General features: G+C 60.3%; 17 protein-coding genes. 13 read left to right on the top strand and 4 right to left on the bottom strand.

The window, feature by feature from the left end; all coding sequences use genetic code 11:
- Window positions 1-379 precede the first annotated feature (379 nt).
- From CD04_RS0111330 to CD04_RS0111300, 7 genes are all read left to right on the top strand, one after another.
- Window positions 380-715 (top strand): hypothetical protein, encoded by a 336-nt coding sequence (locus CD04_RS0111330; protein WP_197033086.1) that lies wholly within the window; start codon window positions 380-382, stop codon window positions 713-715.
- Window positions 716-912: 197 nt separating this feature from the next.
- On the top strand, window positions 913-2,400 hold the full coding sequence (locus CD04_RS0111325; RefSeq protein WP_231480550.1) for a DUF2779 domain-containing protein: 1,488 nt from the start codon (window positions 913-915) through the stop codon (window positions 2,398-2,400).
- 2 nt (window positions 2,401-2,402) lie between these two features.
- On the top strand, window positions 2,403-3,413 hold the full coding sequence (locus CD04_RS0111320; RefSeq protein WP_051849126.1) for a YafY family protein: 1,011 nt from the start codon (window positions 2,403-2,405) through the stop codon (window positions 3,411-3,413).
- Window positions 3,414-3,575: 162 nt separating this feature from the next.
- Window positions 3,576-5,699: an AAA family ATPase gene (locus tag CD04_RS0111315; RefSeq protein WP_081858008.1), complete on the top strand. Its 2,124-nt coding sequence runs from the start codon at window positions 3,576-3,578 to the stop codon at window positions 5,697-5,699.
- Window positions 5,696-6,334: an ATP-binding protein gene (locus CD04_RS0111310; protein ID WP_031406839.1), complete on the top strand. Its 639-nt coding sequence runs from the start codon at window positions 5,696-5,698 to the stop codon at window positions 6,332-6,334. The genes CD04_RS0111315 and CD04_RS0111310 overlap by 4 nt, the downstream gene beginning before the upstream one ends.
- A gap of 42 nt (window positions 6,335-6,376) precedes the next feature.
- Window positions 6,377-7,858 (top strand): PcfJ domain-containing protein, encoded by a 1,482-nt coding sequence (locus tag CD04_RS0111305; protein ID WP_156030239.1) that lies wholly within the window; start codon window positions 6,377-6,379, stop codon window positions 7,856-7,858.
- Window positions 7,859-8,049: 191 nt separating this feature from the next.
- Entirely contained in the window at window positions 8,050-8,454 is a 405-nt protein-coding gene (locus CD04_RS0111300) for a hypothetical protein (RefSeq protein WP_051849125.1), read from the top strand.
- A 248-nt stretch (window positions 8,455-8,702) separates the two neighbouring features.
- Here CD04_RS0111300 and CD04_RS0111295 read toward each other — a convergent pair whose 3' ends face one another.
- Window positions 8,703-9,857 carry a PD-(D/E)XK nuclease family protein gene (locus CD04_RS0111295; protein ID WP_197033085.1) on the bottom strand — a complete coding sequence of 385 codons (1,155 nt, stop codon included), beginning with the start codon at window positions 9,855-9,857 and terminating at the stop codon, window positions 8,703-8,705.
- Window positions 9,858-10,094: 237 nt separating this feature from the next.
- Complete coding sequence (locus tag CD04_RS24615; protein ID WP_051849124.1) at window positions 10,095-10,580, bottom strand: YafY family protein; 486 nt, start codon at window positions 10,578-10,580, stop codon at window positions 10,095-10,097.
- A 292-nt stretch (window positions 10,581-10,872) separates the two neighbouring features.
- Between CD04_RS24615 and CD04_RS0111285 the strand changes: the two genes are divergently transcribed.
- Together CD04_RS0111285 and CD04_RS0111280 are read left to right on the top strand one after the other, a co-directional pair.
- On the top strand, window positions 10,873-11,862 hold the full coding sequence (locus CD04_RS0111285) for an IS5 family transposase (protein WP_031406831.1): 990 nt from the start codon (window positions 10,873-10,875) through the stop codon (window positions 11,860-11,862).
- 193 nt (window positions 11,863-12,055) lie between these two features.
- Entirely contained in the window at window positions 12,056-12,241 is a 186-nt protein-coding gene (locus CD04_RS0111280; protein WP_031406829.1) for a hypothetical protein, read from the top strand.
- A gap of 527 nt (window positions 12,242-12,768) precedes the next feature.
- Here CD04_RS0111280 and CD04_RS0111275 read toward each other — a convergent pair.
- Complete coding sequence (locus CD04_RS0111275; protein ID WP_031406827.1) at window positions 12,769-14,130, bottom strand: IS1380 family transposase; 1,362 nt, start codon at window positions 14,128-14,130, stop codon at window positions 12,769-12,771.
- Window positions 14,131-14,502: 372 nt separating this feature from the next.
- Between CD04_RS0111275 and CD04_RS0111270 the strand changes: the two genes are divergently transcribed.
- From CD04_RS0111270 to CD04_RS23730, 4 genes are read left to right on the top strand one after another with little or no spacing between them, the layout of a single operon-like run.
- On the top strand, window positions 14,503-14,766 hold the full coding sequence (locus tag CD04_RS0111270; RefSeq protein ID WP_031406824.1) for a hypothetical protein: 264 nt from the start codon (window positions 14,503-14,505) through the stop codon (window positions 14,764-14,766).
- A complete protein-coding gene (locus CD04_RS0111265) occupies window positions 14,763-16,817 on the top strand; it encodes a hypothetical protein (protein ID WP_031406822.1) in 2,055 nt (684 codons plus the stop codon). Before CD04_RS0111270 ends, CD04_RS0111265 begins: the two co-directional genes overlap by 4 nt.
- 7 nt (window positions 16,818-16,824) lie before the next feature.
- Window positions 16,825-17,784 (top strand): AAA family ATPase, encoded by a 960-nt coding sequence (locus CD04_RS0111260; protein WP_031406820.1) that lies wholly within the window; start codon window positions 16,825-16,827, stop codon window positions 17,782-17,784.
- A 21-nt stretch (window positions 17,785-17,805) separates the two neighbouring features.
- Window positions 17,806-18,195 carry a hypothetical protein gene (locus tag CD04_RS23730; protein WP_156030237.1) on the top strand — a complete coding sequence of 130 codons (390 nt, stop codon included), beginning with the start codon at window positions 17,806-17,808 and terminating at the stop codon, window positions 18,193-18,195.
- 17 nt (window positions 18,196-18,212) lie between these two features.
- Here CD04_RS23730 and CD04_RS0111250 read toward each other — a convergent pair whose 3' ends face one another.
- Complete coding sequence (locus CD04_RS0111250) at window positions 18,213-19,001, bottom strand: hypothetical protein (RefSeq protein WP_031406815.1); 789 nt, start codon at window positions 18,999-19,001, stop codon at window positions 18,213-18,215.
- Window positions 19,002-19,018 lie beyond the last annotated feature (17 nt).

The raw sequence follows: 19,018 nt of genomic DNA, 5'->3' as shown, positions 1-19,018 counted from the left end.
TGAACGACCGCTGATCCGTGCTCCCCACGGCCGGCACTTGCTTTGGGGCCATCATCCCTTCATCTTGACTTGATACGACACCGCCACTCGATTGATCTTCGATCGGTATTGGCCGTGGCCTACCAGCGGGCGACTCGGCCGCAAAACGGCCGGCGATGAGAATTTACAAGGGCTGGTGACAGAAGTATGAGCTTAAGCAATGCGCGCCTTTCGACCAAGCTTCCCTGAATCCAACCTTCGAAAGGAAGAGCTTGGTGTACCGCATCGATTGCGCTGCCCGGCAGTCTTCTCCGTTGCGACACATGTTGTCGCACAGCTCGCGCATCATGCTTCCAACCCCTGGCAAGTGAGGCACTTGCTGCCACGGAGCCAAGTCGCCATGAAGCGACATCCCGATCCGTTCAACCTAAGAGAGCCTGCCATCATGACCATCTGGAACAACAGCAAGATGTCCAGCGTCTACTACTCCGACGACAGCGCTTCGGAGAACTATCCATGTGTAGTCAAGATCACGGATGGTGAAATCCTGGTCGAATACGAGGACGATGGGTTGGTGCAATACCGCGGCGCCAATGACGGTAGCGGCCACTTCGTGCTGAACGCCGAGCAAGTCAGCGGTCGCGCTTCGCTCCACATGTTTGCGGAGTCCTCGATTCTCGAAGGCTCGTGGATCGAAGGTGGCTATCGCGGTATGTGGCGCATCGAGCTTGGGTGAATCCGAGAGGGCTCCTCCGCCTGGCGCGGACTGTGCAGCGATCGCGCCCCCGAAGGCGATCGCGTTACGGCATCGATTCGCATCACCTCGAAGAGTCGCCAACATCCAGATTCACGCCAGCGACACAGGTTGTCGCAGCAATCATGCATCATTCGTCTGTGCGATGTGCAGTTTGGCTTGAACCGGTGGGAGGTTCCTTGCTATCCAAGTCCAATATCCTCGCGTATCGGCAATGTCCGAGGCGCCTCTGGCTTGACGTGCATCGTCCTGACCTCAAGGACGGAGGCGCCGGCGCGGCAATCTCGATCGCCGCCGGCCAGGAGGTTGGTGTGCTGGCGCGCGACTTGTACGACCCTGCGGGAACTGGACGACTCATCGACCTGCCGCAACTCGGCTTTCCAGCAGCCTTCATTGCAACCATGCAGGCCCTGGCGATCCGCAAGCCCATCTTCGAAGGAAGCTTCAGCGCGGGTGGTGCCCTTGTTCTCGCCGACATCCTGCTCCCGGCGAAGGCGCGTGCAAGGACAACAGGATGGCGCATGGTGGAAGTGAAATCCGCAGCGTCGGTCAATGACGTGCACCGCGACGACGTCGCCCTGCAGGCCCATGTCGTTCGATCCGCCGGGGTCGATCTCAGCGCGGTTGCGCTTGCGCACATCAATAGCTCGTGGGTCTACCCGGGAGACGGCCGCTACGAGGGGCTGCTCACCGAGGTGGATCTGACCGCCGAGGCAGCGCAGCGCTCGCACGAAGCGCAGTCCTGGATTGTTGAGGCATCCAGAATTGCCGATCAGGGGGAAATGCCGGACGCGACGACGGGACCCCAGTGCAGCCATCCCTACGACTGTGCCTTTTATGGGTACTGCTCGAGCTTGGAGCCCCAGGCGGAGATGCCCATCTCCTGGTTGCCGCGCCTCTCGAAGCAAACCTGGGTGGCCCAGGGCGTGCGCGACATGCGTGACATCCCGGATGACGCGCTCAATGATGTGCAGAGGCGCGTGCGCGACTGCACGGTTGGAGACAAGATCCATTTCGACCGCAAGGGCGCCAAGGCCGACTTGGCTGAACATACCCTCCCCGGGTATTTCCTGGATTTCGAGACCATTCAGTTTGGCGTGCCCGTGTGGGCCGGCACGCGTCCCTACCAGCAGATCCCGTTTCAATACAGCCTGCACGTCTTGACGCCCCAAGGCTCCCTGGATCATGCGGAGTTCCTGGATCTGTCCGGGGGCGATCCATCAAGGCCGTTCGCCGAGCACCTGATCGAGCATTGCGGGCGCAGCGGCCCAGTCTTTGTCTACAACGCCAGCTTCGAGACATCGCGCCTGGCGGAGCTCGCGCAGCGCTTCCCGGAACTGGCCAAGCGCCTGGAGGCCATCCGCGCGCGGGTGGTCGATCTGCTTCCCATTGCACGAAACCGGTACTACCACCCGGCGCAGGAGGGGAGCTGGAGCATCAAGGCCGTGCTGCCTGCGGCAGTCCCGGAATTGTCTTACGCGAAGCTTGATGGAGTGCAGAACGGCGGTGACGCCCAGCAAGCGTTCCTCGAAGCCATCCGGGTGGAGACCCGCGCCGAGCGCCGCACCGTGCTGCGCCAGCAGCTACTGGCTTATTGCGCGCTCGACACCTACGCCATGGTGCGGCTGTGGCAAGTATTTGCGGGCCGAACCCGCTGGAGGCTTTGAGCATGGGTCAACGCAAGGAAGGCCTGGATACAGCCCTTATTCTTCTGGAAATCCTCAAGCGCATCCCGAAACATCGCAAGATCACGGCAGCCGAACTGCACCGGCAGCTTGCCGCCGAGGGCTTCGATCGGGACATTCGCACGGTCCAGCGCCACCTCGATACGCTTGCCGATCGGTTCGAGCTGGAGCGCGATGCACGCTCAAAACCGTATGGCTATTCATGGCTGGCGCGCGCGCAAGGGATTGCGCTGCCGAGCCTCACGCCGCAGGAATCGCTGCTGCTGAAGCTGGCGCATGCGCAGCTGCATGCCCTGCTTCCCCCAAAGCTCATGCGGTCCATGGAGGGGTTTTTTGAGCAGGCCTCGCGCAATCTGGGCCCGGACAGCAACGCAAGGCTGGAGCGCCAATGGCTGCGCAAAGTGCGGGTCGTCTCGACAAGCCAGCCCTTGCTGGCACCCGAGATCAAACCGAGCGTGTTCGAGTCGGTCAGCGAGGCGCTGTTCGACAACCGCTACCTTGATGTCGACTACGCGAATGCGGCGGGATGGAAGCAGCAAGCGCGCGTCATGCCCCTGGGCCTGGCGCAGCAAGGCCCACGCATGTACCTGGTCTGCCGGTTCGACGGCTATGACGACGAACGCAGTCTTGCGCTGCACCGCATCCAGAGCGCTTCGATCACGACGCTGAGCTTTGACTATCCGAAGGACTTTGATCTTGCCCGGTATGACGCCGAAGGCGGATTTGGGTTTGGCCGCGCAGAGGAAATCCAGTTGCGCTTCAGTATCGACAAGACGGCGGGGTTTCATCTCACCGAGACGCCGTTGTCGAAGGACCAGACCATGATCGAGAAGGAAGGTCACTACGTGGTCACGGCAACCGTCGTCAATTCCTCGATGCTCGACTGGTGGCTGCGAGGCTTTGGAGGCGACGTGTGGGGCGTGAGCAAGCGGCGTCGGCGACTACCAAGACAGGGCTCCAGTCAGGCAATCGCCCAGGCTAAGCCTGCGCATTGAGGCAGGGCTTTCGGGATGGGCCGGGCTGCATGATGTGCAGCCACCGGCCGGCGCCACGCGACGCTCGTGAATTTGCACATGACAGCTGCCTTTTGGCCTGCGACACAAGATGTCGGACCGTGGGCCAAGAATGGATGCCTCGCATCGTCCATGGAGCCCGTCATGCCACGTCCCCGCTTTCACCGCTCGTCTCTGGGTCCTTCGGAGGGATCGGCTGCCACTGAGCCCATCGTGAAGCTTTGGATGTTGCGCATCCTGGTGCCGCTCAATGGCGCAAGGGCGCTGCACAAGGAATCGTTGAACGAACACGAGACCCTTGCCTTGCTCGGCCTGGAGGTCGAGTTTGACGATGCGCACTCGGTTGATGCGCAGGCACGACAGGTTCGCCTGGCCCTTGAGCCTCTTTGGCAACGAGCCGAAGAGGAGGCAGCCCACACGCACCCACCACCAGCCCTGAGTGCGAACGTTGCCAAGCTTGCTGACCTCATCCAGCTCAACGCAACTGAGTGCGCATTGCTGGAGCTTGCCAGCATGCTGCATGCACACCGGGTGCTGGATGACACCGCGGACTGCCTGGGTTCGCTGAACAGCAACAAGGCGGTTGCGGCATTGGCCGTGATTCTGGATCAACCCGAAGCCGCCATTCGCCAGGCGCTGGCGCCACGCGGGCAGTTGGCCCAGTCCGGATTGCTGACCCTTTCCCGCGGCAGCCACGAGCAGTTGACCGGAAAACTCGAGATGCTCTCGGACCAGTTCAGCGACTTCATCCTGTCGCCGGATGTCGAGCCGCTGTCGCTGCTTCGCGGCTCCGTGGCTCCGAGTTCGGCGCCGACGTTGCGCCTCGACGACTTTCCGCATCTCGGACTGGACCTCCAGGTGCTGAGGCAATACCTTCGCGTGGCGCTGCGAGAGCGCAAGACAGGCGTCAACGTGCTCGTCTATGGGCCGCCGGGAACGGGAAAGACGGAGCTGGCACGCGTTCTTGCAGCTGACATCGGGTGCGAGCTCTTTGAGGTCTCCGCCGAGGACAACGATGGCGACCCGATTGGCGGCGCGCGGCGACTGCGTGCGTACCAGGCTGCCCAGCGCTTTCTCGCCCAGCGCGAGGTGCTGGTTCTCTTTGACGAGGTGGAGGATGTCTTCGAAGTGGCGGAGCCGCGCATTCTCTGGACGCAACGCGGCGCAAAGACCAACAACACCAGCAACCGCAAGGGCTGGGTCAACAAGGCCCTGGAAGCCAATCAGGCACCGACGCTGTGGCTGACAAACTCCATTCAGGGTCTTGATCCGGCCTATGTGCGACGCTTTGATCTCGTCATTCAGGTCCCCATTCCGCCGCTGTCGGTGCGCACGCGAATCGTGCAAAAGGCGTGCGGCTCGCTGGTTGATGAGTCCACGCTGCGCAATCTGGCCGAATGCGAGACGCTGGCCCCTGCTGTGCTGACGCGCGCCGCAAGCGTGGTGGAGGCGGTCGGTAGCGAGTTGGCGGTCGCGGCACGGCCGAAGGCACTCCTGCGCCTGGTCAGCCATACGCTGCAGGCGCAGGGTCACGCAGCTCTTGCGCCCAACCCCATGGCGGGGTTGCCCGAAGGGTATGACCCGCAAGACGTGCATGCTGATGCTGATCTTGTGGAGTTGGTCGAGGGCATCCGCCGCTCGGAGAGTGCACGCATGTGCTTGTATGGCCCGCCTGGGACGGGGAAGACGGCCTATGCGCGCTGGCTTGCCCAGCAACTCGATCGACCGCTGTACGTGCGCCGGGCCTCGGACCTTCTGAGCAAATGGCTTGGCGATAACGAGAAGAACATCGCCAAGGCATTCCGCGAAGCCGAGGCCGACGGTGCGGTGCTCCTCATTGACGAGGTCGACAGCTTCCTGCGCAGTCGCCTTCGAGCCGAGCGCTCCTGGGAGACGTCACTCGTGAACGAGATGCTGACGCAGATGGAGTCATTCAACGGCGTGTTCATTGCATCCACCAACTTGATGGACGACCTCGATGAAGCCGCGCTGCGACGCTTTGACCTCAAGGTGAAGTTCGGCTATCTCGACGCGGCGCAGGCCCGGGCGCTGTTTTCTCAAGCGTGTGCGGTACTGGGGATCGACATCCCGCCTACGGACGACATGGCCCGCCTGAGCCTGCCGGCAACGCTCACCCCGGGGGACTTCGCCGCTGTCATGCGTCAGCATCGGTTCCGTCCCATCGCCACGACGATGGCACTCGCAGAAGCTCTCGAAGCCGAGTGCGCGATCAAGCACGCGCCCAAGCGTGCCATAGGGTTCAAATGATCGCCGCGGCGGCACCTTGTCGCTCAGCGGTGCCGCCGACGCCACCCGGCAAGGAGTCAACCTGTTACCCCACCCAGCGATACGCAGAGCTCGACAAGGCTGACGACACGGCGCTTGCGCATGCCAATTCCGATCTCGAACAAGTGGCCGGTGTGGTGAGCGATGCGGGCGCGGCAAGAATCTGCCTTTACGGCCCAGCGGGGACGCGCAAGAGCGCCTACGCGCTACACCGCGCCAGGCAGCGCGGCCCCACCCTGCACGCGTGCCGTGCCTCGGACTTGCTGTCCAGGTACGTCGGGGAATCGGAGAAGCTGATCGCCCGCGCATTTCTGGATGCGCAGCGCGAAGGGGCAACCCTGATGATCGACGAAGTCGACGGGCTGATCCAGGATCGGCAATACGCCGCGCGTAACTGGGAGGTCACTCAGCTCAACGAGGTGCTCATGCAACTGGACGCCATCGAGGGGGCGCTCATTGCAACGGCCAATCTGCTGGAGCGGGTCGACCCGGCGGCGCTGCGCTGCGTCGACCTCAAGATCGGCTTCGATGACCTGAGGCCGGAACAGGCCCGGGCGCTGCTGGAGCGCGAATGCTCCTTGAAGCACATGCCCGTTCGGCGGGCCGGCTTCGTCTGAACCCGCACTTCGGTCGTGCAAAGCCAGGCGCCACTCACCACGATGCTCTGTGTCGACTCGCTGCCGTTGCCGCTGCCTGCCATCCGGCAAGCGTTCTGGCTGGAAGCGCGAAGGGCCGACCGGCGCAATGGCCCGGAGGCATCGACGAAGCACCTCTGGCTCTGGCTCGAAATGCGCTCGGGTCCGCTGATGGCCTGGAGTGTGTTCGACCTGACCGAACCGACGACGGAATTCCTGCAGGCGTTCTCAGCAGCACTGCAGTCCGGAGCAAGCGACTGGAGCGCGTTGAAAGATCGCCTGCAAGGTCAATGGTTGTTCCCGCCAGAGTACCGCGCCGTGGCACTACGCGCCGCGACGCTCGAGCCGGCCGACGAATTGGTGCGCGAAGCTTTCGACTGGGTCGATGTCCGTGAACCCATGGACGAGGCAATGCAGGCCGCAGTCGAAGAGACGCGCAGGAGGCTACGAGGGGCGACGCGCGAGTTTCTGTCACGTCTTGATCCGCATGTCCTGCGTCAGCTCAGCCGGCTGGCTCATCGTCCGGTGACCGTTGGGGACTACAACCACTATATCGCGTGGCCTCAGCCCCAGAGGCTGTACCGCCTTCAAGCCATCTGGTCCTTTGACTGGATTGAACCTCTATTGCTAGGCAACCCTTCTGCGGGTGGCGCCGAGCCCTCGCATGAGCTGGTGCACTGCATCGACCTCGCTCAGCGGCTGCTTCCGGCGATCGCGCGGTCCTTTGGAGTTCGCCCAGCGGCGATCCGACGGATGCGTCAGACGCCCGACGTCGTCAATCGATGTGCCGAGCGGGCGAGGGCTGTAGCCTGGCTCTTCGATGCCTGCCTTCCGGGTGCGCCGAAATTCGAAGACAGCGCGGATCTGGCAGATCTCGTGAACGGGCTGGCAGGGTTGGGATGGATCGATGATCGTGAACTCGTCGAGAGCGTTGCTCGCACGCTGGACGTGGCGCGCGTTCGACGGTTGGCCGAATACCTTCAGGAGGACGAGGACGATAGTGCCTTCGGGTTGGTTTTCAGTGCCTACGCCGACCATCTCGGTTGCGGGTGCCGCGCGGAAGGGATTTCGGTCCTTCGCAACATCCTGATAGAAAGGGGCGTGGCAAAGGCGCTCGACGCCATCCACTGTTGGCTTGACGAGACTGCCCCCTTCGAGCCTGATGGACGTCTGGCCTCGTGGCCGTCACTACTGAATGAGCAAGTGCAGTTCGGTGAACTGCTCGCCATCGAGCTCCTCAGTGGCCAAGCCTTGCACGAGGAGGGGCATGCCATGGAGCACTGTGTTGCAGACTTCTGGAAGGACTGCTTTCGCGGCGATTGGCGCGTGTTCTCGATCCGCGACATCCACGGAGTACGTGTTTCAACCATCGCGTTTGCTCTTACGGCCGACCGGATCGCCGGTGTCGAACATCGTGGCAAGGGCAACAGCTCCCCCGCCCCTCCAGCACTGGAAATGGAGCGCTGCTTGCGAAGCGCCATCGAAGCCGTCCTTCGGCACCGCTGAATCGCATGGGCCGATGCGACCCGCCCTCGATGCATGTCACAGACACGTCTTTCCAGGCGTTTTGCGGGCTTTCGCGGTGTACACTCGGCCAACGATTGTGGCTGCGGGCCGAGGCGTGAAATGGAACAAAGAGACCCTCACGGTTTCGGTTCCGTGCGCCCCGTCGCTGATGTTTAGCCGCTGACGGTCCCTTGACGATCATCATTACTCCCAACGCTGCAGTCGCCCCCACACAACCAGCCGTCGGGATCTTCTGGCGCGTGGCGGGGGTTCTGGTTGTCGACCGTTCGACATTGGACAATGCGGAGCCCTATGCGGAGTGCATCACCCATGCTGCCGGTCACTATGACCGCTGGCAAGAGTGGCAGGATCTAGGCGGGGCTGGGCTTGCGCTGGCAGGCTATCCAGCTTGTATTGCATCAACCGAGTACGACGAATGGCCGCGCGGTCGAATTGTTTACGAGACACCAGCGCGACGCTTCGTCCTGTATGCCGATCGTCGCTTGCAGCAGCCCGTGATCATCGATGCGCTTAAAGCAGCCTTCGGATTGAAACAGGCCGAGGTCATTGTCAGGAGCGATTCCCACTACCGGTAACGAGGATGTTGCTTGTCGGTTGAAATTTGAGCGGGGTACCAAATTTCTGTGCCCATGTATCGTTTGTCTCCAACTTCCTCGCGATCTGTGGGCTTCAGCGCTGCGACGCGCTCCCGCCACTCGGCCAAGGAGGGGAGGATCAACCCGAGCGATGACGCTGTCGCGGCTGATCAGGGCGTTGGCTTAGCCCTTGGTGCGCTCGCCGCACTGCGCGCCGTCCATCGCAGCCTGACGCAACAGGGCGCACTTCAGCCTATGACCATACGGCCCCACCCCGGCCGGAGCAGTGCAATATCGAAAACACTGTAGACCTCAAGGGCGCATTCCACCAGCCTTCTCGCCAGCGAACCGCTATGGATATCCACCCATGGTTTCGGCGACCACTCCCAATCGCGATACGACGCGTCGAAGCGTGAGTCCGGGACGTCTGAGTACCACGGCCACCATGGGGAAGCCTTGCCTCCTCCAGCATGGCGACTCATGGTTCTCGAGATATTCTCCCACCGGGTTGGGTCACTCATTGTGGATTCGTCATCACGACGAAATCCCCAAGAAAATCCGTTCAGGCCGGATCGCTCAAACTGAAACCGAAGTTGAATATCCTGGTCGTCGTGGAGCTTGAACCCGAACCCCGCGCCTCGCTTGAACGACTCCAGGGCAGCCGTCTCCCAGACCAGTTGCACCCCCTGCTCGCGCCGCTTGATCTGCTCATGAATACCGTCGCGCAACTGCCGCAGGAGTTCGATCCTGACACCACTCATAGCCCGGGTCAACGCCATGGTCGACTCGATGCTTTCCGACGATGCGAGAGCGACCTTCTTCACCTCTTCATCTTCATTCAATTGCAATTCCCCGTTGATGTCGTGCCGGACGAATTTCCCAAGCTCCTCCAGAAAGACGCGAACCCGCAAGGCACGCGTTTCCTTGGCACACGCCTCGACCCAGGCCGCGACTTGCCGGAAATCGACCTCAACGAGATGCCCGTCTTCAACCATCACTTTGCGCTCGTGTGCGGGCAAGCTGCGTTCCTCGGGCTCTCGGTTGGAAAGGTAGACCATCCACCAGTTTTCGCCCACTCCCGGTAGCGAGCGAACAAACGCCGCATAGTCGCGAAGCTGGTCGTCTTGGTCCCAGGCCCACGGCTTGTTCTCAATCACGATCACGAATTTGTCGGCCCGCACGACGATGTCGATTCGGCGTTGGCCATTAGCCTGAGACTCCGTTTCGACATCGACAGCGGGCGGCGGACTCAGGGTATCCAGGCCTACTGTTTCCAGGAACAACCGTAGAAAAGTCTGCCCCTGCCCGTGCGAACCCTCAGGCCTGAGCATCTCCGCGAAGATCGCCGAAAGCGCGTTCTCGTCCAGCCGCGCGTAGCGAAAGAACTCGAAGTCCGGTGCCAACTCCGGCGCGACGCGCGCAAAAGTCTCGCTGACCACCTTGCGGCGCAGCGTGACACGGTTCAGCAATTCCCGGGCGTGGACACCTGCGCTGACGGCGCCGATCCGGCCTGTCGCCTCAGTCTCTGTCTCTGTATGTTCGTTTTTCATTTCATCGTCAGCGCGGATTCACGCCGCGGACGTCCTTGCCGAGTGGCACCCGCGTGACGTCCCCACATAGTGCATCCCCAAACCCCTCAGTCACCATTCCAGCATAACCGAATCCCCAACCGTCGCGCTGATCTCATAACAGTGCTCATGCTCGACCACGCTCTGGTCCTTCGACAGCGGCGACTCGGACTCGGTGAGGTGGAAGCCCGCTTCCTTGTCGATCCTGAACGTCAGCCGGACCTTCTCGCCATCGCCGTATCCGAAGCGCCCATCGGCGTCGTAATGCGCAAGATCGAAATCTTTTGGGTACTCGAAGGTCAGGGTCGACGCGGTGATCTTAGCGATGCGATGCAGCGCGAGATTGCGCTCGTTGTCGTAGCCATCGAAGCGCCACACGAGGTACAGGCGCGGACCCTGCTGGGCCAGTCCCAGAGGCATGACGCTCGCCTCGACGGTCCGCCCGGCGGCATTGCGGTACACAATGTCGAGCAGGCGGTTTTCGAACAACGCGTTCGCCACCGTCTCAAACACGGACGGACCAACCTCGGGTGGCAGCAGCGGTTGGCTGGTCGGCATGACGCGCACCTTGTTCAGCCAAGCGCGCTCCAGCTTCGCTGAGTCCCGGGTCCAAGGCTGCGCTCAGCCTGTTCGAAGAACCCCTCCGGGGCCTTGCACAGCTTCGGAGGAGCAGCGCCCGCAGGTGCTCGTGCGCCATCTTGAGCAACAGGGACTCTTGCGTCGACAGGGAAGGCAGGGCGCGCTACTAGGGAAACACTGATCAATTCCCGGCGGCCGGCGTCGCGCGCTGGCCGGACGAGGAACGAACTGGAACAATGATCCTGGGCGCCACAGGGCGCGAGGAACGACGATGCAGACGAGCTTTTCCGAGTACGAGTACGCGAGCAAGAAGCGGCTGACGCGACGCGACCGCTTCCTGGCGGAGATCGAGACCATGACGCCATGGAGCGAACTGGTGGCGGCGATTGCGGGCCACTACCCGAAGGGCGAAGGCCGTGGTCGCCCGCCGATCGGGCTTGAGCGCATGCTGCGCATGTACATCGCACAGAACTGCTTCGGGCTGTCCGACGAGGGGATCGAGGACGCTATCTACGACAGTCAGGCGATCCGGCGCTTCGTGGGGATCGATCTGGGCCGCGAGACGGCGCCCGACGCCACGACGCTGCTCAAGTTCCGCCGCCTGCTCGAAGACAAGCAGCTGACCGAGACCATCTTCACGACCATCAACGCGCACCTGGCAGCCAAGGGGCTGTTCCTGCGCCGCGGCACGGTGGTCGATGCCACGATCATCGAGGCGCCGCCGTCGACCAAGAACGCGAAGGGCGAGCGCGACCCGGATATGCATCAGGCCAAGAAAGGCAACGAGTGGCACTTCGGCATGAAGGCCCACATCGGTGTGGACGCCGAGTCCGGCTTGGTGCACACGGTCATCGGCACCGCCGCCAACGTGGCTGACGTGACCCAGGCGCAGGACCTGCTGCATGGCGACGAGGAGCACGCATTCGGTGACGCCGGCTACCAGGGCGTGGACAAGCGCGAGGAGAACATCGGCGTTCCGGTGACGTGGCACGTGGCGATGCGCCCCGGCAAGCGCCGCGCGCTGGCCGGCCACGGCTGGGAGCAAAAGCTGGAGTGGGTCGAGCAGATCAAGGCCAGCATCCGCGCCAAGGTCGAGCACCCGTTCCATGTCGTGAAGAACCTGTTTCGGCACCGCAAGACCCGCTACCGCGGCCTGGCGAAGAACACGGCGCAGTTGCACACGCTGTTCGGCATGGCGAACCTGGTGCTGGCGCGCCGGCTGATTTTGAACTTCGACACCCGAGGTGCGTCCGCTGCATGAAAAATGAGCCAAAGGGCGGCGTTCGCCCCCTGTTTTCAGCCGTGCAGCGGCCTTCCTGACCCCAAAATGCTCATTTTTTGAGCGATTCGCAACCATGGACACCGCCTGGTTCTTCAAAAAGGCCACTTCTTCAGCGCTTCCCTAGCGATTGCGTCATTGAAAACGCACCTTTTGATGGCGTCTGAAGTAATGTGTGCAGTATCTCGAAGTTTTCGACAATATTTGCGCCGATGCGCTGATCCAACGTTTGACACGGCGCAGTGTTTTCGACTTTAGGCGAGAGACCAAGAAACGCGGCGGGCGCGCAAGCCGCGCCAATGCTTGGGCCCTGTTTTCGACTTTAATTGGCGAGAACACCAGCTTTGATCGAAAGAAATAAATTCCGTCGGAGCAAAATAGAGTCCGTCGAGGATTGGCGGTTTTGCGGGGGCTGACAGGAGCGTTGTGGTCGCGCTAGCGTCGGCGCATCAGCCTAGGCGTTCTGAGCAATTAGCGTCATAAACACCAGATTTAAACCACTTGGTACCTTCGCCGCAGTGTTGGGGTTCGTGCCGGTTTTGCGCCACCTAACTTTGATGACGGAGCCATCGTTTTGACATGGCCGGCGCTTTATCGCTGCTGTTCAAATCTGCCCTGATCCCCGGAGAGTCCAAGACACCGAGAAATCTCTCTCCAGAATCCGTGACTTCAGATAATGCTTTGACGTGAGATCTGCTCGTGACAGTCCGATTTTCCAGATTTCTCGCGGATTCACGCTTTGATTCCCGTGGTGCAGCGGTTTGTGGGGTCGTGTGCAGGCGATTTTCGCCCTGGATCGGCCGTTTGGAGCGGAAGGCGCGCAGCCGCTTGCCTGCCGAGTCCTTGCGGTCGGCACCCTGGAGTGCTGGGAGCGCTCGGTGCGCGGCTTCAGCCGCTGGCAGCGAACTGCGCATGCAGATCGCAAAAGGCCCGGGCCGCCTTGTCGTTGGCACCCAGTCCCAACCACAGCCGCCCGCCATGGTTGATCACGCGTGCTGCGCGGATGACCAGTTCCTGGATCACCGTCTTCAGACGCCGTCGCTTGGCCGCATGGCGCACCGGTGCATGCGGCCCCAGCAGCCCTTGCTGACCCATGAGGCGCAGCACGTTCATCGTCAGCGCTGCAAGTTGACAGACCAGATAGTTCGTGTCGAACTTCCCCGAGGGCAGGCGCTCCAGATCCATGTCGGTTTTGAATTCTGCATGGAACTGCTCGTGCGTGGCGTGCCCGGCGTACAGGTTGAGGATCGCCTCGGCGCTGAGGGCCGCAGGCAAGGTCGTCGTCCAGCCCTCCAGGATGACCTCGGGGACCAGGAACTGCTGGCCCCGGGCATCGATGGTGCGCTCCGTGATCCGCACGATCCGGCGCAGGGGGTGGGCAATGCCTTGAACCTGCACGGCGATCTCCCATACCGCCACACGCTTGCCGGGGCGCGGATGCTGCCACACCACCGCTTCGTGCCGTTCCTGCCGCTGCAGGACCTCCAGAGGATCGGTCTTGCGGGGATTCCACTTGATCAGGAAGTCCACCCGGGGCAGTCCCGCTGTGTTGCAGCGCTGCAGCTCGGACATCAAGGCGGCCGAGCAAAACCCTGCATCCATGCGCACGAGAATCGGCGCCTTGGGGCCTGCGCTCGACAGGCGCTGCGCCATGGGCACGACCGTCTGGAGGTTGTAGGTCGTCTCCGCGGCCGAGTGCTGCGCGCCCGGCCGCAGGGCGAACTCCAGGCAAAACCCCTGCGTGCCCAGGTAGGCTGCCAGCGGGCAGTAGCCATCCACACCCGCATAGGTGCGACTCACCCCGTCCTTGGCCGTGCCCGAGTTGTCCATCGCGAAGGTGTCGATGTCCAGTGGCACATAACCGCAAGGCAAAAGGCCATAGTCCGGTTGGCTCTTGCGCAGCAGCGCTTCAATCGCCTGGGAGGGGAAGTCAAACCACAGGGCGGCCTGCGCATCCAGGCGTTGGCGCAGGGTGGGCGCAGACGGCACCCCGGCCAGGCCCAGCGCTTCCCGGAAGAAACGATCGCCTCGAAAGCCTTCGATGGCATCGAAGTCGCTCTTGCTCTGGGCGAGCAAGCCGACATAGCTGCGCATCAAGGTGCTGGGCGGCAACCCGCCGCGGCAAGGCCACTGGGCGTCCAGGCGTTTGAACAGGGGATCGAGGCGCTTGAGATGGTGACCGACAAGAGCCAGACCAGCCACAGGCGTGAGGTCATAACCAAGTTGCTTGACGCGAAATCCAAACCCCACAGCATTCCCCCGAAAACTCACCCGCCGGGTGAGAAGACAAAGACGCTATTCTAGCGATTTAACCGTTATGAATCAACAAGTTATGGAGATTCTTGGCGATTTAGGTCACGGAATTAGGAAGATGCCATAGGTCCTTACTGCGTTTCATGGGACATCAAGTCCAGCCCGGAAGACCATGGAAAACCTGGACCTGGTGATTACACCAAGCGCCACTCGCCCAAGGCGCTAAAGGAAGCAGAGGCGAGGGAGCGCGTATATCGAGAGTACCTGCGTGAACTCAATATTCGAATCGTCAGGGTTTCTAGAGCAGAGATACCCAAAGGGCTTCGGGAGAATCTTCGTTATCTGTTCATTCGGCATGCGCAGTTGCCCATGATCAACGAAGTGTTGCATGCCGAGATCTTGATGGCTTTGGGTGAGGCGTTCGAAAAGGGCAATCCCCCCATCGACGTGATGGTTGACTTTGCCAAATCAGGTGTCAACCCCCAACTTGTTCTTCATTGCCTTGAGCACGCCATCTATGAACGACGTATCCGAGTGGATTTGTACCGACGTTGCTTGCCTGATCACCCCATGATTCCGGAAACCAGAGATGTTCTGGTTGAGTTTGCGGACTGGTTCAAGCGCTCATCATGACCACGATTGTCACGGCTCCTGAGGGATTCAAATCCCTCAAAAAGGGAGTTATCTATTACCTGTTGCAGACGACTGTTCGCAAGGAGCGGGTGCTGCTGGTGGCATTTCATGAGCACCCGATGAAGCGCTCCGCAGAGCGCCAACGCAATGCAACCCTTCATGTGTTGTCTCGACATGACTTCGAACAGGGTCTGAACGTGGACGCTCGGGGACATGGGCCCGCGCTGGTCCTGACCATCAAGGATGGCGCGATGCCTCCTTGGCTTCAGGACATCGAAGGGCGTGATTTGGACGCAGAACCCGCCATGCTGAAGGCGAATGGAAAGTCGCAGCGTTCGCCTCGAGATGAGGTCGTCGATCGCTTGGTGCGAATCCGCCCGGCGATCGATGCGATGGATGTCATTTTTACAGCCGACCATCCCGACATCGAACTGAACAAATTTGCTCGCAAGAGTCTGCCGACTCAAACCCACGAAACACGATTTCGACTCTGGTTTTATTTGTATCTGGTTTTCGACAGAAGAATGTGGGTCTTGTTGCCGCCGCGTTTTCGCTGCGGACGCTGGGACCGCTTGTCGCCCCTGTATGAGCACTCGCTGTTGGGCCGCCCCAGCGAAGAATACGGTTGCAAATACAAACATCGGACGACCCCAGACATGATCAAGAAGATTGTCGATGGGTTTCGGAAGCATGCGAAATCGGCAGGAACACTGGGAGCTGTCATTCCCGTCATCTTGCGTCGTGAATTCGGCTGCAAACGTCGAAAGCTTCCTAACGGGGATTCTGAGACTTACCACCCGGATGGTTTACCCTTTCCCTCGCCTGACAAGTTCTATTACTACCTTTACAAGATCATCGGTCGCGATGAAGTCAAGCGGGTCCTGCTTGGCGATGTCCGGATGCGAAACGAATATCAGCCGAACATGGGCAAGATCATGGATGGCCTGTATTACGTGGGTGAGCGTGCGCATATGGATGCTGCCCAGGTTCTTGAGCGTCCCAAAAGTTACCTCTCAGATACTCATCTTCCGCCATTGAAGAAGGTTGAACTGGTGGACGCCGTAGTGGGAAAAACTCTGGGTGTCGGCTTCTCCTTAGGCGGTGAAGATGCCGATGCTTACAAGATGGCGTTGTTCTGTGCGGTCATTCCCAAGCCAGAGTTTGGACGTCTTATGGGGATCAAGATTGACGAAGACGATTGGCCGTCCGTTGGATTGCCCTCCAGTTTGGTTGCGGATAGAGGACCTGGTGGCAGCATGGCCGTGAGAAGAGAGTTGGACAAATGGGTCGTAGTTTCTGAGGGAACCCCGTCCTACCAGCCCAAGAGCAACGCCACCGTGGAGTCCAAGCACGCAAGGTCTCATCGAAAGTTGGGAGCCCCGGAGTACCGACTCAGTAACTTGACAGTCATTGAGTTGATGCAGCGAGAAATTTTCCAGACCGTTCGCAAAAATCGGAGTGACGATGTCTCACGCCGTGCTCCGGATCGGGCCGTGGTTGAGGACAAGGTCTCCAGTCCGAATGATCTCTATCGGTATATGGTCAAGCGCGGGCGCAGCAGTTTGCTCGACGTCTCATTTGCCGATGCCGTTCGTAGCTTTTTGAAGCCGGTTGAACTGCATGCACAGGATGGAATGCTGTGGTTCCGCGGCCATCGCTACCTTGTGCCCGAGTCGCACTACAGGACTCTGGGTGCGGCAATCGTTCGATACACCGAGAAAACCGCTTTGAAGGGATACGTGATCCCCTTGGTGCCCTTGTTTGCATGGGTTGAGTTCGGCGGTGAATTGATCGAACTGGCGGCCACCGGTCATGAATACGATGACGCTTTGCCGGCTACCGACATTGAGGCGGAACAGATTGCCAAAGCTCGCAGCAAGATGGCGACTCGACAAAAACGCAGTGTCGTTGCTGAACGGGTTGGCGAACAAGAGGATTTCAAGTTGCAGACAGGCAAGGAATGGTTCTCTGGTCAGACCCGTCGAGGCCGCCCCAAAGACCGTACCCCTGAGAAGAGGGATGAAGTCAAGCGTTTGAAGCAAACGGCATAAGGTAAATATGAGGCAAACACCCTGGATTCAAAGTGTCACCCTTCCCGCGTCGGATCAAGCGCTGAAGCAGGCGGTTCGAATTAGGCCAGTCCCCGTTAGCTCCATCGATGAAATTCCCATTGAGCTTGCGGTCGAGATTCTTCAGGCAGCGCTGAAAGTGCCGTACCGTGCGTCCGATCAGCACGTGCAGATCATCAGGCAAGTCATGGGCCCTGTGACAGCGCATGCTGTGTTGCACTACGGCAGTGAAGAGCAGTTCATCCGCGCTTCCATGGGTCAGGTCAGTTTGGCACCCGACCCGCGCATCACCGTGTTAACAGGGCAGCCCGGCGTGGGAAAGTCAGCCCTTCTGCTTGCGATCGCCCGGCTTCTACATGGGACCGACAAAATTAAGCTGTGCGCCGAACTTCCACCGTTCCCGATCAAACCCATCATTCATTTGCCGATTCGGTCCAACATCGGCAAGGCAGAGATGTACACCTTGGTTGCCCGAGAGATTGGACTCGACCATGAGTACGAGGCCCGTTCCGATGCGAATCTCAGGCATCTGCAGCTTCGCATGATCCAGCATGGTTCATGCGGCATCTTGACCGATGAACTGCAGTTCGTGACTCGCAGCAGCAACGCGAACAGCCAAGTGTCGGTGTTGATCACCCGATTGGCCGACCTTGGCCTCCCCCTGACCCTCACCATGAACTACAGCTTAGTTCACAAGTTGAAGAAGCGACCGCCTGAAGAGCGTGCTCGGGTGTTGTCCTCGCCCATCGTGATGCTGCCCGATGATGGTGACGATCCCGACTACCGCGCTTATCTGGATGACTTGAAGGTGGTAATGGATGGGCGCCTGGAGATCGACCCGTTCAAAGATTCGTATGAAATCGTTGAATTGACCGGCGGCCTCAAGCGACCTCTCATTCGCTTGATTTCTGTTGCTTACAAGATGGCCCGACGGGAGTGGAGCCGTTAGTCAGAGAGGGTCGTTGTTCACATGGATCACCTTCGCAGGGCGTATGCCTCGCTGGACTATGAAGAGGACCGGAAACTGGTTGAACAGTGCCATCGTGCATTGCTGGGGTTGAGCAACGTCCCCGATGAGTACGTATGCCCGTTCGAGCTGCCTCTCCAGCAAGCCCAAGCGATGAAACAGCGAGCCGATAAGTTGCGCCAACAGCATCTTGCTAAAAGTGAGCTGGCAGCGGCCTTGGGCAAATCGGCAGTGCAGATCAAACCCACGACCGGGGCAACCCCGAGCACTTCGCAGGCGGTGATCCAACTGCCATCTTCTGTAAGCCCGGTGCCGCCACAGAAGTCACCGAAGCGCCGGACGTCGCTTCGAACGGCTGGCGATCTGCTGGCCGGATTGACGAAGCAGGCTTGAGCCTGCGCATGGCTTGCCTAATCGCCGGTCGATGTCTCCTTGACTTCGGCGTTCGAATCTATCCACATCCGTTCTTGTTCTTCCTTGATGGCCTGCAGCACCTCGGCCCGAGGGCGTACACGCCGCAGAACATTCTTTGTCGACTCATGTTTAAGCCAGCGTGCGCCGGCCTGGCTTTCCATCTCTGAAACTCCGGCGCGGAACGCATTGAACTCGTTCTGGTCCATCGGTTCGCGATTGTGGCAAAGCAGAAACGCTCGGTACACCAACTCCTCGAAGCTGCTCGAGCGACCTCCTAAACTCCAGACATCGGCTTCCACCAGTACGCCCACGTTCAGAACGATTTCCGATTGGTCGTTCTTGTACTTTCCAAGGCCCTCCGAGAAATATTCGATGTCGGCCTTGTGGGCGTCAGCCGCTAACTTGAATTGGTCGTTATCCAGCAGCGTCTTCAAGTTCACCACGACTTGCTCCGGCTTCGGGAGGATCGCAAAAATCACCTCCGTCAAACCTGTGTCGGCCTGCGGCACCCCTCCAAAAAGCGTCTTGGCTACCGACATGTCCAGAGTCCATGAAGAAATCTGCTCGTCCAAAGCCTGAACGCCAAGCAGTTTCCACACGCCTTGGTTGTCTAAGGACATTTGACGGAAGCAGGTCAGGCTTGTCTGGCGGAACGTTTCAGGTAGCTTATTGCAATGCTCTTGGAGCGCAGTGGCTCGCTGATACCGCTGCTTTCGGGTCTTCGGTTTCCGCTGCCAGTCGCTTACCGCCTGAATCAACTCACGCGTAAAAAGATTCGTGCTCATATGAGTTTCAGGATACC

Origin of the sequence: Thiomonas sp. FB-Cd, assembly GCF_000733775.1 — a bacterium.
Classification (GTDB): Bacteria; Pseudomonadota; Gammaproteobacteria; order Burkholderiales; family Burkholderiaceae_C; genus Thiomonas_A.
Note: the sequence above shows the minus strand (reverse complement) of the source record. Positions and strands in the feature narration are given on the sequence as shown.